We start from the raw sequence: 14,315 nt of genomic DNA, 5'->3' as shown, positions 1-14,315 counted from the left end.
CTTCACCCCGAGGATCAGCTGCGGCTTCTCGCGTTGATCGAGCGGCACGGCTCCCTGACGGCGGCGGCTCACGCACTCCAACTCACGCCCGCGGCCCCGTGCGCCCCGCCCGCCGCCGTCCCGCTAGCCGCCCCAGACGCCGGTGGCGGCGGCCTCTCGCGCGTAGTCGGTGAAATCCCTGGGCTCCCTGCCCAGGGCACGCCGGACGCCGTCCGTCAGGTGGGCGTTGCGGCCGTCCAGGACATCGGTGAAGAGCCCGGCCAGCTGCGTCGCGTACCCGGCCGGTACGCCGTGCTCGACCAGCCCGGCCGCGTACTCCTCGGGGGAGACCGGCAGGTAGCCGATCTCGCGGCCGGTCGCCTTGGAGATCTCCGCGGCCGCGTCGGCGAAGGTCAGCAGCCGGGGACCGGTCAGCTCGTAGAGCTCGCCCGCGTGCCCGTCCTCGGTCAGCGCCGCGACCGCGACGTCCGCGATGTCCTCGGCGTCGACGAACGGCTCGGCCACCTCCCCCGCGGGGAACGCGATCTCGCCGCCCATGACCGGCTCCAGCAGGTAGTCCTCGCTGAAGTTCTGGCAGAACCAGCTCGCCCGCAGGATCGTCCACTCGGCGCCGGACTCCCTGACCGTCCGCTCGCTCACCTGGGCCTCCTCCTCGCCCCGGCCGGACAGGAGCACCAGCCGCCGGACGCCGCTCCCGACCGCCCGCGAGACGAACGAGCGGACCGAGTCCCCGGCCCCGGGGAACGCCAGGTCCGGGTAGTAGACCAGGTACACCGACCCCGCCCCCCGCAGCGCGGCCGCCCATGTCGACTGGTCCTCCCAGTCGAACGGCGGCTCGCCCGAGCGGGAACCGACCCGCACTGGCAGGCCGCGCGCGGTGAGCCGCTCCACCACCCGGCGGCCGGTCTTGCCGGTGCCTCCGAGGACCAGCGTCGTGCTCTTCTCGTGCGTGTTCTCCGTCATACCACCAGTGAACCGGGCAATGGTGAGACGGTCCATGGTTGAGAAGCGCAATTCCATGTTCCAACGTCTAGAGTGAGTCCGTGGACGCACTCACCGACCTCCTGGACGGGCCGAGAGCCCGGGGAGCGTTCCTGCTCCGCTCGATCCTGAGCCCGCCCTGGTCGCTCCGCATTCAGGATCGGGCGCCGCTCGCCCTGGCGGCCATGGTGCGGGGCGAGGCGTGGGTGGTCCCCGACGGCGGTGACGCGGTGCGCCTGGGCCCCGGGGACGTCGCGATCATCCGCGGTCCCGATCCCTACACCGTCGCCGACGACCCGGCCACGCCTCCCCAGGTGGTGATCCACCCCGGGCAGCACTGCACCACCCTCGACGGGCGGGACCTGGCCCAGGCGATGGATCTGGGCGTCCGCACCTGGGGCAACAGCCCGGACGGGTCGACGGTGATCCTCACCGGCGCCTACCAGATGCGCGGGGAGATCAGCCGGCGTCTGCTGGAGGCGCTGCCCGCGCTGCTGGTCCTGCCGGAAGGCGCCTGGAACTGCCCCATCATCCCGTTGCTCGCCGACGAGATCGTCAAGGACGAGCCGGGGCAGGAGGCCGTTCTCGACCGGCTGCTCGACCTGCTGCTCATCGCCGTCCTGCGGGCCTGGTTCTCCCGTCCCGAGGCCGGGGCCCCCGCCTGGTACCGGGCGCACAGCGATCCCGTGGTGGGCAAGGCCCTGCGCATGCTGCACAACAACCCCGCCCACCCCTGGACCGTGGCCGCCCTGGCCGCCGGGGCCGGCGTCTCCCGCGCGGCCCTGGCCCGCCGTTTCACCGAGCTGGTCGGTGAGTCCCCGATGGCCTTCCTCACCGGCTGGCGGCTGGCCATGGCCGCCGACCTGCTGCGCGAGACCGACGCCACGGTCGGCGCGGTGGCCGCTCAGGTCGGGTATGGCAGCTCGTTCGCGCTCAGCACGGCCTTCAAGCGGGTACGCGGGGTCAGCCCGCAGGAGCACCGTGCCGGGGCGAGGTAGCCGGCTCCCCGGGCAGGAAGTCCTCGACACAGGTCGTGACCTGGGTGTTCATTCTCGTACCGACCGGGAAGGCTAGCCGGTCGAGGGGGACGACATGGAATACAAGGACTTCATTCGCGCTGTGGCGGAGCGCGCGGCCCTGTCGCACCAGGAGGCGGAAGACCTCGCTCGCGCGACTGTGGAGATGCTGGGAGATCGGCTGAGCGAGGGGGAGGCCAGACGTCTCGCGACATCACTGCCGGAACCCCTGCGGGGTTCGCTTCACGTACGGGACAGGGCCGAGGACTTCGGGCTGCATGACTTCGTCACCCGGGTCAGCGAGCGCACCGGCCTGACCATGAAGGAGGCCACCGCCGGGGTGCGGGCCGTTCTGGTCACGGTGCGCGAGACGGTCGACGACGAAGTTTTCGATCATGTTCTGGCACAGCTTCCCGGGGAATTCCAGGAGATGGTGGAGACCACCACCTGACCCGGGGGGCCGGCGGGCGGGGGGCCTGGCGAAGCGGACGGCCTGGTTCCCCGCCGCGGACCGGAGATCCCGGAACCGGTGGGCGTGATGGCAGGTGTTCCCGAGCAGGGCGACCAGGGGGGAGGAAAGGGCTCATGACAGCGGATCCATCGGTGAGCGCGCTGCACGGCCCCTCTCCCTTCCCGCCCATCGCCGACTACGCGTTCCTGTCCGACTGTGAGGTCACCGCGCTGATCGCGCCGAGTGGGAACGTCGAGTGGCTCTGCCTGCCCAGGATGGACTCTCCCAGCGTCTTCGCCGCCATCCTCGATCGGGGCGCGGGAGGCTTCAGGTTCGGTCCCGCGGATCTGAGGGTGCCCGCCGCGCGCCGCTACCTGCCCGGCACCATGATCCTGGAGACGAGCTGGGGCACGCCCACCGGCTGGATCATCGTGCGCGACCTGCTCCTGGTGGGACCCTGGCACCACCACGAGGAGCTCTCCCACACGCACCGGAGGGCACCGACCGACTACGACGCCTCCCACGTGCTGCTCCGCACGGCGCGCTGCGTCAGCGGGGAGGCACAGGTCACGCTCGGCTGCGAGCCGATGTTCGACTACGGCCGCACCCCCGCCCGCTGGTCGTACACCGACAGGGGCTACCACCAGGGCGTCGCGAGGGCGGCGGGGCAGAGCCTGGAGCTCAGGCTCACCACGGACCTGCGGCTGGGGTTCGAGGCCGGGCGAGCGACGGCACGGACCCTCCTCAAGGAGGGGGACACGCGCTTCTGCGCGCTGTCGTGGACCGTGCACGAGCCGCCGTACACCTTCGAGGAGGCCTACGAGCGGCTGGTATGGACCGCCCACCACTGGCAGCACTGGCTCGCCAGGGGAAACTTTCCCGACCACCACTGGCGGAGCTACCTGGAGCGCAGCGCCCTCACCCTCAAGGGTCTGACCTTCGCCCCGACGGGCGCGCTCGTCGCGGCGGCGACCACCTCCCTGCCCGAGACCCCGGGCGGCAGCCGCAACTGGGACTACCGCTACTCCTGGATCAGGGACTCGACCCTCGCCCTCTGGGGCCTCTACACGCTGGGCTTCGACTGGGAGGCCGACGACTTCTTCTGGTTCATCGCCGACGTCGCGGAGCGGGACGAGGAGCTCCAGATCATGTACGGCGTCGACGGTGAGCGTGAGCTGAAGGAGTACGTCCTCGACCATCTTCACGGATACGAGGGCGCCAGGCCGGTCCGGATCGGCAACGACGCCTACCAGCACCGCCAGAACGACGTCTGGGGTGCCGTCCTCGACTCCTTCTACATCCACGCCCGGTCGCGGGACCGCCTGGACGAGCGGATCTGGCCCGTCCTGAAGCGACAGGTCGAGTCGGCCATCAGACACTGGCAGGAGCCCGACCGGGGCATATGGGAGGTGCGCGGAGAGCCACGGCACTTCACCTCCTCGAAGGTCATGTGCTGGGTGGCGATCGACAGGGGCACCCGGCTCGCCCTGCTCAGGGAGGAGTTCGAGCTGGCCGCGCACTGGCAGGCGATCGCCGACGAGATCCACGCCGACGTGTGCGCCAACGGCGTCAGCGAGCGAGGCGTGTTCAAGCAGCACTACGACTCCGACGCTCTCGACGCGTCACTCCTGCTCATCCCGCTGGTGCACTTCCTGCCGGCCAGTGATCCCCGGGTCCGTGCCACCGTTCTGGCCATCGCCGACGAGCTGACAGCCGACGACCTGGTCCTGCGCTACAGGACGGAGTACACGGACGACGGCATGTCGGGCGAGGAGGGCACCTTCACTATCTGCTCGTTCTGGCTCGTCTCGGCGCTGACCGATATCGGGGAGTACACCCGGGCCCGCAGGCTCTGCGAGAGGGTCCTCTCCTTCGCCAGCGCCCTCGGACTCTACGCCGAGGAGATCGACCCGGTGACCGGGCGCCACCTCGGCAACTTTCCCCAGGCGTTCACCCACCTGGCACTCATCAACGCGGTGATCCACATCATCCGCGCGGAGCGAGAGCAGTTCATCCCGACCGCCTGGCCGACGTAGGAGCGGTCAGACCGCACGCGGACGTGCGAGAGCACCCGAACGGCCTGGCTAGGCTTTCGGGTATGAACCGTCGGGTGATTGCGATAGTGGTGCTCGTCGGCCTGCTCGCGACGAGCGGTCTGTCGGTGGTGCTGGCCTGGGGACTCAGCGGCTGAACACACGGGGCCGCTGAGTGACCGAGCCGTCGCGCACGCCCCCCGACGCCGCGACCGCTCCCTCCGCGGATGTCGCTAGGCGACCACCATCGAGTTCTGGCCTGCGGGCTGTGCGTTCTGCTGAGGGGTGTGCGCGGGCTGCGGGTGCGCGACGGGCTGCTCCGCGACCGGCTGGGGCTGCCGCTGCTCGGTGGCCTGCTCGGCAGGGGCCTGCGCGGCAGGGCAGCCGCAGTAGCCGTTGGTCAGGATCAGGCGACCTCGCTGTGCCGTGTAGGTGCGGGAGTCGGTGGCGAGGAGAACGCCCGTACATTTGACGCAGACGACGGACTGATGATCCATGGCCGGCTTCCTTCCTTGAGGGTAGCCGTCGAACGTCTCTCTGTCCGGCCGGCTGGCTGCTCGTGCCCCGCCGGAGAGAGGTGAATCTCCCTATTGGGGTTTCTATCTTACTTCGTAGCGCAGGGCGATCATTGAGCGACCCCAAGTGACAGATGTGAGACTTGGTGACGCTGCTTCATAACGGTCTCATGTGGAGCGATCCCGCGGGTGGGGAATGTCTCTCTCACCCCTCGGCTGATTCTGGGTACGACCGGGCGTCTCCCCGTGGTCTCGGGGCCTTCTCCCTCTCCCGCACCACCGGCCGGAACAGCAGCGCGTTGGCCGCCACCGCGATGCAGACCAGGCCGAGCAGGAAGCCCCAGCTCACGTCGCTCAGGTGGTGCATGCCGCGATACATGCGCGAGTAGCCGATGCCGAGGGGGATGCCCAGGCCGACCAGCCACCACAGCACGTTCAGGATCTTGTAGCGGTGGGTGTGGACGGTCAGCACCAGGGCGACGCCGCAGTAGAAGGCGACAGCGGCACTGGTGTGGCCCGAGGGGAAGCTGGAGGTGGGCGGGGCGGGGTCGAGATGCTCGACGGCGGGTCGCTTGCGCTGAGCGAAGACGGTGGCCAGCAGGAAGATCGCCGACTGGGAGAAGACCGCCAGCGCGAGGAAGATCGATTCGTTCCAGCGCCTGAAGACCAGCCGGAAGCCGATGACGAGCAACGCGGTCGCAGTGATGATCACCGGGGTGTCGGACAGGCCCGACACCACGTCGGTGATCGAACTCCAGTAAGCGGTGCGGCCCTGGGCCAGCTGCTCGTTGACCCCCTGGTCGTTCGCCACGAGGGTCGTCGTCTGCAGGATCTTGGTGATGAGGAGTCCGACGCCGATCGTCAGGGCGGCCATGATGGCCAGCGGCACCAGGATGAGGCGCGTCACGCCTCTGAAATCCACCGACATTTTTGACATGGCGCGCCAGCTACCCCGAATGGCCTCACCGGAACGCCTCGGGTTCGATGCCCTCGATGGGCGGCTCGACGGGTTTGCGGCCCTCTCCCCGGCGCCAGGCCTCGAAGCCCACGGCCGTCCCCACCACGACCACCACGCCCAGCGCGACCCCGGCGACGACGTCGCTGGTCCAGTGGACGCCGAGCGCCACCCGGCTGTAGGCGACGAACACCACGACGACCGCCGCGACGATCCAGGCGGCGATCCGGGAGGCCGGAGTCCGCAGGAAGGGCAGCAGAATGAGCACGAGGATGCAGGCGCCCAGCGCGGCGCCCATCGCGTGGCCGGAGGGGAAGGAGGCGCCGGGCGCCGAGGCCACCGGATCGGGCAGGTCGGGCCGGGCGCGGTCGACGATCCCCTTGACCGCGAGGTTCAGCAGGCCGCCGAAGGTGATCGTGGCGACCGCCCAGACGGCCAGCCGCGGCGCGCCCCGGTACCAGAGCCAGGCGGCGGTCAGCAGCACCAGCCCACGCCATGTCCAGGGGCCGAACACCTCGGTCGCCACGTTGAGGAAGGCCGTGTAGCCGGGGTGCTCCAGTGCCTGGGCGTGCAGCTGGAGGGCGATGCTCTCGTCGAAGCTCCTGAGCGGTGAGGAGGAGGTCTTCACGAGCACGAGCAGGACCACGAACGGCACCGTGAAGATCGCCACCGCCACCACCGCAAGCGTCAGGCGTATGCCCAGGCGCAGGTCGGCGGAGTTGTCATCGGGATTTCCGTGCGGTGGTGACTCACCTTGGACAGTTCGGACCATCGTTCATGGCTACCCGATTTCCGGTGAATATTCTTTCCATTCCGGGTAAAGCCTCAGGCCGCGGGCCGGGATTCGCGCCGGGTGGTCCAGCGCAGGACGTCGCAGTGCCGCCGCTCGGCCTCGGCGAGTGCCGCCTCGTCCGTGTAGGCGTCGAGGACGGCCCGTAGCTGCGGCATCTGCGCCGCGACGTCGTCCCACGCCTGGGACGGGTCGTCGACGCCGAGCTCGATCAGCGCGTCCAGATGCGCGGCGTAGGCGGTCCACCACTGCCGGCTCAGCTCGGCCAGAAACCCGCCGAGTCCGTCGAACTCCCGCTGGATCTCCTCCTCCCACCAGACAGGGACTGTGACATCACCGGTTTCCGCGAGGTCGCGGAGCACGATGTGCGCCAGGGTGCGCCGCCGCCGGGCGATGGCCGAACGTGACAGGGTGTTCATGTACCCACCCTGCCGATCTCTGTTTGCCGAACGCTTAACGATGTGTTGACGGCGATATGTGGCCAGGGAGAGGAACCGCTTGGCCGGAGTCATCGGGCAGCACTAGGCTCTGATCCGCAGATCATTCCGCCCTGTGTCCGCGGAGCTACCTCGACGTGGAGGAAGCTCGCCCATGACACAGGTCCTCGAACTCTCCCGGCTCATCGATCGCACCCTCGGTGCTCTCGCCGACGTTCTCGGCACCGACGGCGCGGCGCTCATGCTGGTAGACGACCACGACCGGTTGCGAGCGATCGGCGGTTCCGACGACCACGGCCGACGCCTGGAGCTGATCCAGGAGCAGATCGGTTCCGGGCCGGCCATCGAGAGCCTGGCCCGAGGGGAAGACGTCACGGTCGACGACCTGCGGGCGGCCAGGCCCCTCGGGTTCCCCGGCGTGGCCGCGCGGGTCTCGGAGGTCCGTGCGGTGCTCTCGGTGCCGTTGCGAACCGAGGAACAGCTGATCGGCACCCTGAATTTCTACGACCGGATGAGCCATGAATGGCAACCCGCGAAAGTCCGGGCCGGAGAACGCCTCGGCGAACTCATGGTGATGGTTCTCCAAACGCTGGCCAATAGATCTCCTATTTCTGGGCAGTCGTAGTGTGCATGTCAAGTAGCCAGGTCGACGCTGAAAGGCGCCCCACATATGACTCACATTGATCCGGAAGCGCTGGTCGCGAGCTTGAGAAAGCTCAGGACGACCTCGTCCGCCACAGGCATAGTCCATCAGTTGGAGCGTGCCGTGGACGTGGTGAACTCGCTGTTCGGGTATTCGGGTGCGGGGCTGATGTTCGCGGAGGAAGGCAAGGATCTTCGTTATTTGGTCGCCACCGACGATCCGGGGCGGAGCCTTGAGGGCGCGCAGCTCCATCTTGGTCAGGGGCCGTGTGTTTCCGCGTTTGAAGAGAATTGCGCGGTGACCTCAAGCGACGTGAGCGTCGACCCGCGCTGGCCGAAACTCGCCGACCGGCTCCACCCGGAGGTGCGGGCGGTGGCCGGGGTGCCCGTCCGGCTTGGCAGCGAGCCGGTGGGTACGTTGAACGTCTACCAGGCCACGGTTTACCAGTGGGATGAGTCGGACATTCAAGCCCTCTACGGCTACGCGGACGTGATCGAGCAACTGCTCGCCGCCGCGATGGCCGCCGAGGAGAAGAGCGCGCTGGCCGAGCAGCTCCAGTACGCCCTCGACTACCGCGTGGTCATCGAGCGGGCGATCGGCTACCTGATGGGAAAGCACGACCTGACCGCCACCCAGGCCTTCACCGGCCTGCGCAAGCAGGCCAGGGACAGTCGCCGTCGCGTCGCCGACCTCGCAGCCGAGCTGCTCGGTGAGGGAGCCGGAGAAATGCGGTGATCCTGCTCACGTCACGGGGCTGAGCCCGATGGATGCCCGCTGATCAGGTACTCCGGCGACCTGGCCGGCGCGAGCCCTACCCTGTAGGGGCACTAACCTGATCGGTGATGTACAGATTCGTCTTCTCGCAGGTCCTCAGCCGCCTCGACGCGGAGGACGCGCACCATCTGACGGTGCGCGCGCTCCGTGCCCTCTCGGTCATGCCCGTGGTCAAGAGGCTGCTTCACCGCAGCCTCGCGCCGCGCGATCCCGCACTGCGCGTGCAGGCCTTCGGCGTGCACTTCCCCGGCCCGTTCGGGCTGGCGGCCGGCTTCGACAAGGACGCCGGCTGCGTGGAGGCCTTGTCCGCGCTCGGCTTCAGTCACGTCGAGGTCGGCACGATCACCGCCCACGCGCAGCCGGGCAACGCCCGGCCCCGGCTGTTCCGCCTCGTGGGAAACCGGGCGATCATCAACAGGATGGGTTTCAACAACGCCGGAGCCTCCGCGGCGGCCCGGCTGCTGAGCAGGCCCAGGGGTGTTCCGGCGATCGTCGGCGTCAACATCGGCAAGACCAAGGTGGTGCCCGAGTCGGGGGCCGTCGACGACTATGTGACCAGCGCCAGAAAGCTCGCTCCACTGGCCGACTACCTGGTCGTCAACGTCAGCTCGCCCAACACCCCCGGGCTGCGCGACCTCCAGGCCGTGGAGCTGCTCGGCCCGCTGCTGCGGGCGGTGAAGGAGATCGCCGACGCCACCCTCAAGCGCACCCCGCTGCTGGTCAAGATAGCGCCCGACCTGGCGGACGACGATGTGGACGCGGTCGCCGACCTGGCCCTGGAGCTCGGTCTCGACGGCATCATCGCCACCAACACCACGATCAGCAGGCAGGCGCTGACCGGCGCGGAGCGTGACCGGGCTCAGCAGAGCGGCGGCCTGTCCGGCAGGCCGCTGAAGGCCAGGTCGCTGGAAGTGCTGCGCAGGCTGCGCGCGAGGGTGGGCGACCGCCTGGTGCTCGTCTCCGTAGGCGGTGTCGAGGACGTGGACGACGTCTGGGAGCGACTGCTCGCCGGGGCCACGCTCGTTCAGGGCTACAGCGCGCTGATCTACGAGGGGCCCTTCTGGGCGCATCGCGTCAACCGCGAGCTCGCCCGCAGGCTCCGCCGTCACGGCGTGGTGGACCTCCGCCAGATAATCGGCCGTACCGCGGCCTGATCCGCCCCCTCCAGGGAGGCGATATACCCTGGGTGGGTAACCTTGGGGCATTGGAGGCACGATGAGCGTGATCACATATACCGTCACCGGCATGACCTGTGGCCACTGCGTGAGCTCGGTCAAGGAGGAGGTCGGCGAGGTCTCCGGCGTCACCGCTGTCGACGTCGACCTCGAAACCGGCAGGGTCGACGTCTCCGGTGACTCTCCCGACGACGCGGCCATCCGCGCCGCCATCAAGGAGGCCGGCTACCAGGTGGCGGGCTGATCCGCTGCCGGTCCTCTCCGGCCGGCCGGGGCGGTCAGAGGTCTTTCGCCCCGGCCCACCCCGGCCCGCCGGGGTCAGAGGCTGGGCCGGGTCGAGTCGGCGTCGTGGGTCTTCTCCTCCAGATGCCTCATGGCCTCGTCCGCCCTGACGACCCCCGGCCGGTGCCGCCGATGGCCGGTACCGCCCAGCTGCCAGGGGTGCGGGCCGGCCGGCGGCCGGTACTCGACGCCGAGCGCGTCGAGGCGGCCCAGATGCGTCTCCAGCCGGGCGTCGAACCCGGACCCGGCCGAGCCCGACCAGGTGACCTCGGCCAGCGCGCACCCCCGGGGCCAGGCCCGGTAGTCCACCGCGCGCCCGTCGGGCAGCCGCTCGCTCCACAGCTGGAACTGCGCCCCGAGCACGCGCTCCCGCTCCCCGGCCGTCCACTCCTGTGGCGCCGGGGCGAAGGCCGCGACGTCCGAGACGGTGATCGCGTCGCCGATCGCCACCGGCTCCAGTTCGGACGCGGCCTCGGCGTAGTCGAAGTACAGCGGGAAGACCGGAGTCTGCACCACGTCGTGCCCGGCCGCGGCGGCGCGCCTGGCCACCCCGGGGCCGCGCCAGGGCATCACGATCGTGTCGGGCCTGAGCATGCCGCTGACGAACGCCTCGTCCCACACCACGGCCCGGCTGCCACGCGTCGCCAGCACGTCCGCCAGCCGGCGCAGGAACCAGGCGTGCAGGTCGGCGAGGCTTCCCAGCCCCAGCTCCGCCTGGAAGGCGACGATCTCGGGGGAGGTGGCCCAGTCGTCGAGCACGCATTCGTCCCCGCCGATATGGACGTACGGGGTCTCGCCCAGTGCCGCCAGGATCTCGTCGAACACGTCGGCCAGGAAGTCGACGGTGCCGGGCAGCGGGGACAGGATCGCGGGGGAGATGCCCCAGCGCTCCAGCACCCGGAAGGGCTCGGGCCGCCGGCCGCCGGTGGCGCGGGCGTCCAGCTCGGGATAGGCGGCGAGGATCGCCGAGGCGTGTCCCGGCACGTCGATCTCGGGCACGACGGTCACGGCGCGGGCCCGCGCGTAGGCGCCGATCTCGGCGAGGTCGTCCAGCGTGTAGTAGCCGCCGTGCGGCACGTCGTCGAAGGCGAGATCCTCCCGGTAGTAGCTGGTGACCGTGCGCGGGCGGTGCGAGCCCACCTCGTGCAGCCGCGGGTGCCTGCGGCTCTCGACCCGCCAGCCCTGGTCGTCCACCAGGTGCAGGTGGAGGCGGTTCAGCTTGTGCGCCGCCATGAGGTCGACCATCCTGAGCACCTCGCGCTTGGGCATGAAGTGCCGTGCCACGTCCAGGTGCACCCCGCGCCAGGAGAACCGGGGCGCGTCCCGCACCTGGCCGAGGGGGATGCTCCAGCCCGTCCCCGCCACCGTGCGGAACGCCGCGGCGGGGAGCAGTTGCCGGAGCGTCTGGCCCGCGTAGAAGGCCCCGGCGCGGTCTCCGGCCGTGATCCGCACGCCCTGGGCCGTCACGTCCAGGGTGTACGACTCGGCGCCGAGCGACGCGTCGGGTTCCACCCTGATCACACCTGCCCCGTCGGGACGCGGGTCGAGTACGGCGAGTGCGAGCCGTACCGCGTCGACCAGCCCGGCGGGGCCCTGGACGCCGACTCCGGGAGAGAGCCCGAGGGAGCCGTCCACAGACGTGTACGCGGCAGGAAGCGGAAGGAGGTCAGTCATGGTTCGCATCATGCCAAATTCATCGGCGGATAAGCCTTTTACTTTGCCGATCCGGATCATGAGGCCAAGAACCACCCAAGACCGGCGGGGGAGGGCCGCGGAGGATCTTCCAGGTGGACATGCTGCTGCTCATGTTCCAAACGTCCTGGCATTCGGCCCGTACACCGCTGATGACCCTGATGGCGATACTGCTGGTCGCCGGATGTGGCGCCACCGCCGAGCGGCCCGCGGAGCCGCCCTCGCCCACTCCCTCGACGTCGGCGTCCGCGGTGCGGAGCGCCGGGGCGGCGGACGCCACCACGATCGAGAACGCCAGGCCGGGCACCCCTGACTGGCGAGTGCGCCACCGCGGCGCCGAGCACGAGATCGAGGGCTTCGCCGACCGGGTGAGCGTGCCGCCGGGAGAGAGCTTCCGGCTGTACGTCTCGACCACCGCCGACCGCTACACCGCCAGGGCCTTCCGCATGGGCTGGTACGGCGGAGCCGGGGCCAGGCAGGTCTGGCGGGCGAGCGGGCTGCCCGGCATGAGGCAGGCCCCGGCCAGGACGATCGCCGCCACCCGCACGGTGACCGCCGCCCACTGGAAGCCGGGCCCCGCGGTGGACACCTCCGGCTGGCCGGAGGGCTCCTACCTGATCAGGCTGGACGCCGCCAGCGGAGGCAGTCGCTACGTGCCGCTCACCGTCAGGTCCACCTCCACCAGGGGACGCCTGGTCGTCGTCAACGCGGTCACCACCTGGCAGGCGTACAACGACTGGGGTGGCCGCAGCCTCTACAGAGGGCCCGGTGGTTTCGAGGACAGGTCCCGCGCGGTCAGCTTCGACCGCCCCTACGACACATCGGGAGCGCGGCTCTTCCTGGACATGGAACGCGACGCCATCGAGGTCGCCGAGCACAGCGGTGTCCCGCTCGCCTATGTCACGAGCGCGGATCTCGACCGCGACCCGCACCTCCTCGACGGGGCAAGGGGCCTGGTCTCCCTGGGCCACGACGAGTACTGGTCGGCACGCATGCGCCGCACCGTCGAGGCGGCCCGTGACCACGGCACCAACCTCGCCTTCCTTGGAGCCAACGCCGTCTACTGGCGGATCCGCTTCGCCGCGACGCCTCTGGGCCACCGCCGCCTGGTCGTCTGCCACAAGGACGCCGCCGAGGACGCCCACACGGTCCTGTGGCGCGCGACCGGCAGGCCGGAGAGCTCGCTGACCGGCCCGATGTACGACTGCTTCCCCTCCGAGTCCGCCTACGTGGTCTGGCGTCCCGGAAACTGGATCTTCAAGGGGACCGGGGTGCGGCGCGGCACCACCTTCCCCGGCATGGTGGGGGTGGAGACCGACCGGGTCGGTGCGGGCGTGCCCCGCCCGATGGAGGTCCTGTCCGTCTCCCCGGTCGACTGCGGCGGACGCTCCACGGTCGCGCACAGTGCCTACTACACGGTGCCGAGCGGCGCCGCCGTGTTCTCCTCGGGCACGATGCGCTGGGTGTGCGCGATGCGGGGAGCCCGCTGTGGCCACGGCGTCACGGAACGGGCCGCCTCCTTCGTCCGCAGGGCCACGGGGAACATCCTGCGGGCCTTCGCGGCCGGTCCGGCCGCGCGCCGGCACCCGGCCGAGGACAACCTCAGGTCGCTGGGCCTGTCCGGTCCGGCGAGAGGCTGAGCGGGCCTCAGTGGGTCAGGTACTGCTGCAGCCCGTTGGCCAGGGAGAGCGCGATCTTCTGCCGGAACGCCGCCTGCTGGAACTTGGCCGCCTCGGTCGGGTTCTTCATGTTGCCGCACTCGACGAAGATCTTGGGAACCGTGGAGAGGTTCAGTCCGCCGAGGTCGTTGCGGTAGTCCAGGGCCGCCTTGCCGATGTAGGTGGAGTACGACAGGCCGGTGCCGCGCTTCATGGCGTCGCGCACGTCGATGCCGAGCCTCTCGGAGTCCTTGACCACCGGGTCGACCGGGCCGTTGATCTTCTTCGGCATGATCACGTGGAAGCCGTGGTTGGCGGGGCCCGCCCCGTCGGCGTGAATCGAGATCGCCGCGTTCGCCTTGGCCTTGTTGCCGATCGCGGCCCGCTGGGTGATGCACGGTCCGACGCCGTTGTTGTTCTGGCGGGTCAGCACCACCTTCGCGCCCCGGCTCTTGAGGATCTTGTCCAGGCGCTGGGAGACGTCCCAGGCGAAGGCGGCCTCGCTGTAGCCGTTCGCGGTGGCGGTGCCCGTGGTGTCGCAGGGCTTCCGCTTGGTCAGCACGTCGACCTGTTTGTTGATCTCCGCAGGGTGGCGGTAGTTCTGCCCGTTGTGGCCGGGGTCGATGACCACGACCTTGCCGCTCAGCGGTTTTCCGGCCGCGGTGGGACTCGCCGCGGAACCGCTCGCCGCGCCGGCCGCGGGGCCGGTCAGGGGGGCGGCCGTGTCGCCGGTCACGGGGCGGGCGGTCGTGGCGGCCGCCGGTGGGACTCCCACACGATCTCGCGCGAGGTCCGCGGTGCCGCCGCCGCAGGCGGCTGGATTCCCGGTCGGGTGCCGGTCGTCATCCACGTCACCTGCCTTTCCGCCCCCCGAGGTCGCGTCTCATCCCCGGTGGGGAGATCACCGGTCTCG

15 protein-coding genes are annotated in these 14,315 nt (G+C 70.1%); 8 read left to right on the top strand and 7 right to left on the bottom strand.

Annotation, left to right across the window (positions count from 1 at the left end; translation table 11 throughout):
- Positions 1-123: 123 nt before the first annotated feature.
- Entirely contained in the window at positions 124-963 is an 840-nt protein-coding gene (locus ABZ260_RS31720) for an NAD(P)H-binding protein (RefSeq protein ID WP_355625162.1), read from the bottom strand.
- An 80-nt stretch (positions 964-1,043) separates the two neighbouring features.
- Between ABZ260_RS31720 and ABZ260_RS31715 the strand changes: the two genes are divergently transcribed.
- The 3 genes from ABZ260_RS31715 (at position 1,044) to ABZ260_RS31705 (ending at position 4,484) form a co-directional block, all read left to right on the top strand.
- The gene (locus ABZ260_RS31715; protein WP_355625160.1) at positions 1,044-1,979 is read left to right on the top strand and encodes an AraC family transcriptional regulator; all 936 of its coding nucleotides are present in this window, start codon (positions 1,044-1,046) and stop codon (positions 1,977-1,979) included.
- Between the two features lie 94 nt (positions 1,980-2,073).
- Positions 2,074-2,448 (top strand): DUF2267 domain-containing protein, encoded by a 375-nt coding sequence (locus ABZ260_RS31710; protein WP_355625158.1) that lies wholly within the window; start codon positions 2,074-2,076, stop codon positions 2,446-2,448.
- A 134-nt stretch (positions 2,449-2,582) separates the two neighbouring features.
- Positions 2,583-4,484 (top strand): glycoside hydrolase family 15 protein, encoded by a 1,902-nt coding sequence (locus ABZ260_RS31705; protein ID WP_355625156.1) that lies wholly within the window; start codon positions 2,583-2,585, stop codon positions 4,482-4,484.
- Positions 4,485-4,714: 230 nt separating this feature from the next.
- Here ABZ260_RS31705 and ABZ260_RS31700 read toward each other — a convergent pair whose 3' ends face one another.
- The 4 genes from ABZ260_RS31700 to ABZ260_RS31685 form a co-directional block, all read right to left on the bottom strand.
- Positions 4,715-4,978: a hypothetical protein gene (locus ABZ260_RS31700; RefSeq protein WP_355625154.1), complete on the bottom strand. Its 264-nt coding sequence runs from the start codon at positions 4,976-4,978 to the stop codon at positions 4,715-4,717.
- Between the two features lie 223 nt (positions 4,979-5,201).
- A complete protein-coding gene (locus ABZ260_RS31695; RefSeq protein ID WP_355625152.1) occupies positions 5,202-5,903 on the bottom strand; it encodes a phosphatase PAP2 family protein in 702 nt (233 codons plus the stop codon).
- 55 nt (positions 5,904-5,958) lie between these two features.
- Positions 5,959-6,723, bottom strand: a complete 765-nt coding sequence (locus tag ABZ260_RS31690; RefSeq protein WP_355625150.1) for a phosphatase PAP2 family protein — start codon at positions 6,721-6,723, stop codon at positions 5,959-5,961.
- 53 nt (positions 6,724-6,776) lie between these two features.
- The gene (locus ABZ260_RS31685) at positions 6,777-7,160 is read right to left on the bottom strand and encodes a hypothetical protein (protein ID WP_355548357.1); all 384 of its coding nucleotides are present in this window, start codon (positions 7,158-7,160) and stop codon (positions 6,777-6,779) included.
- 172 nt (positions 7,161-7,332) lie between these two features.
- Between ABZ260_RS31685 and ABZ260_RS31680 the strand changes: the two genes are divergently transcribed.
- The 4 genes from ABZ260_RS31680 to ABZ260_RS31665 all read left to right on the top strand — a co-directional run bounded on the left by ABZ260_RS31680 (position 7,333) and on the right by ABZ260_RS31665 (position 10,014).
- Complete coding sequence (locus ABZ260_RS31680; protein WP_355625148.1) at positions 7,333-7,803, top strand: GAF domain-containing protein; 471 nt, start codon at positions 7,333-7,335, stop codon at positions 7,801-7,803.
- A 45-nt stretch (positions 7,804-7,848) separates the two neighbouring features.
- Positions 7,849-8,556, top strand: coding sequence for a GAF and ANTAR domain-containing protein (locus ABZ260_RS31675; RefSeq protein ID WP_355625146.1), 708 nt, complete (start codon positions 7,849-7,851; stop codon positions 8,554-8,556).
- Positions 8,557-8,663: 107 nt separating this feature from the next.
- Positions 8,664-9,749, top strand: a complete 1,086-nt coding sequence (locus ABZ260_RS31670; RefSeq protein WP_355625144.1) for a quinone-dependent dihydroorotate dehydrogenase — start codon at positions 8,664-8,666, stop codon at positions 9,747-9,749.
- 61 nt (positions 9,750-9,810) lie between these two features.
- Positions 9,811-10,014: a copper ion binding protein gene (locus tag ABZ260_RS31665; protein WP_355625142.1), complete on the top strand. Its 204-nt coding sequence runs from the start codon at positions 9,811-9,813 to the stop codon at positions 10,012-10,014.
- Between the two features lie 74 nt (positions 10,015-10,088).
- Here the strand turns inward: ABZ260_RS31665 and ABZ260_RS31660 are convergent, their stop codons facing one another.
- Entirely contained in the window at positions 10,089-11,726 is a 1,638-nt protein-coding gene (locus tag ABZ260_RS31660) for a beta-N-acetylhexosaminidase (protein WP_355625140.1), read from the bottom strand.
- A 119-nt stretch (positions 11,727-11,845) separates the two neighbouring features.
- Here ABZ260_RS31660 and ABZ260_RS31655 point away from each other — a divergent pair, with 119 nt between their 5' ends.
- Positions 11,846-13,384 carry a N,N-dimethylformamidase beta subunit family domain-containing protein gene (locus ABZ260_RS31655; RefSeq protein ID WP_355625164.1) on the top strand — a complete coding sequence of 513 codons (1,539 nt, stop codon included), beginning with the start codon at positions 11,846-11,848 and terminating at the stop codon, positions 13,382-13,384.
- Positions 13,385-13,391: 7 nt separating this feature from the next.
- Here the strand turns inward: ABZ260_RS31655 and ABZ260_RS31650 are convergent, their stop codons facing one another.
- Complete coding sequence (locus ABZ260_RS31650) at positions 13,392-14,252, bottom strand: N-acetylmuramoyl-L-alanine amidase (protein WP_355625138.1); 861 nt, start codon at positions 14,250-14,252, stop codon at positions 13,392-13,394.
- Positions 14,253-14,315: the final 63 nt, after the last annotated feature.

The organism is Streptosporangium sp. NPDC006013 (genome assembly GCF_040614275.1).
Taxonomy (GTDB): Bacteria; Actinomycetota; Actinomycetes; order Streptosporangiales; family Streptosporangiaceae; genus Streptosporangium.
Note: the sequence above shows the minus strand (reverse complement) of the source record. Positions and strands in the feature narration are given on the sequence as shown.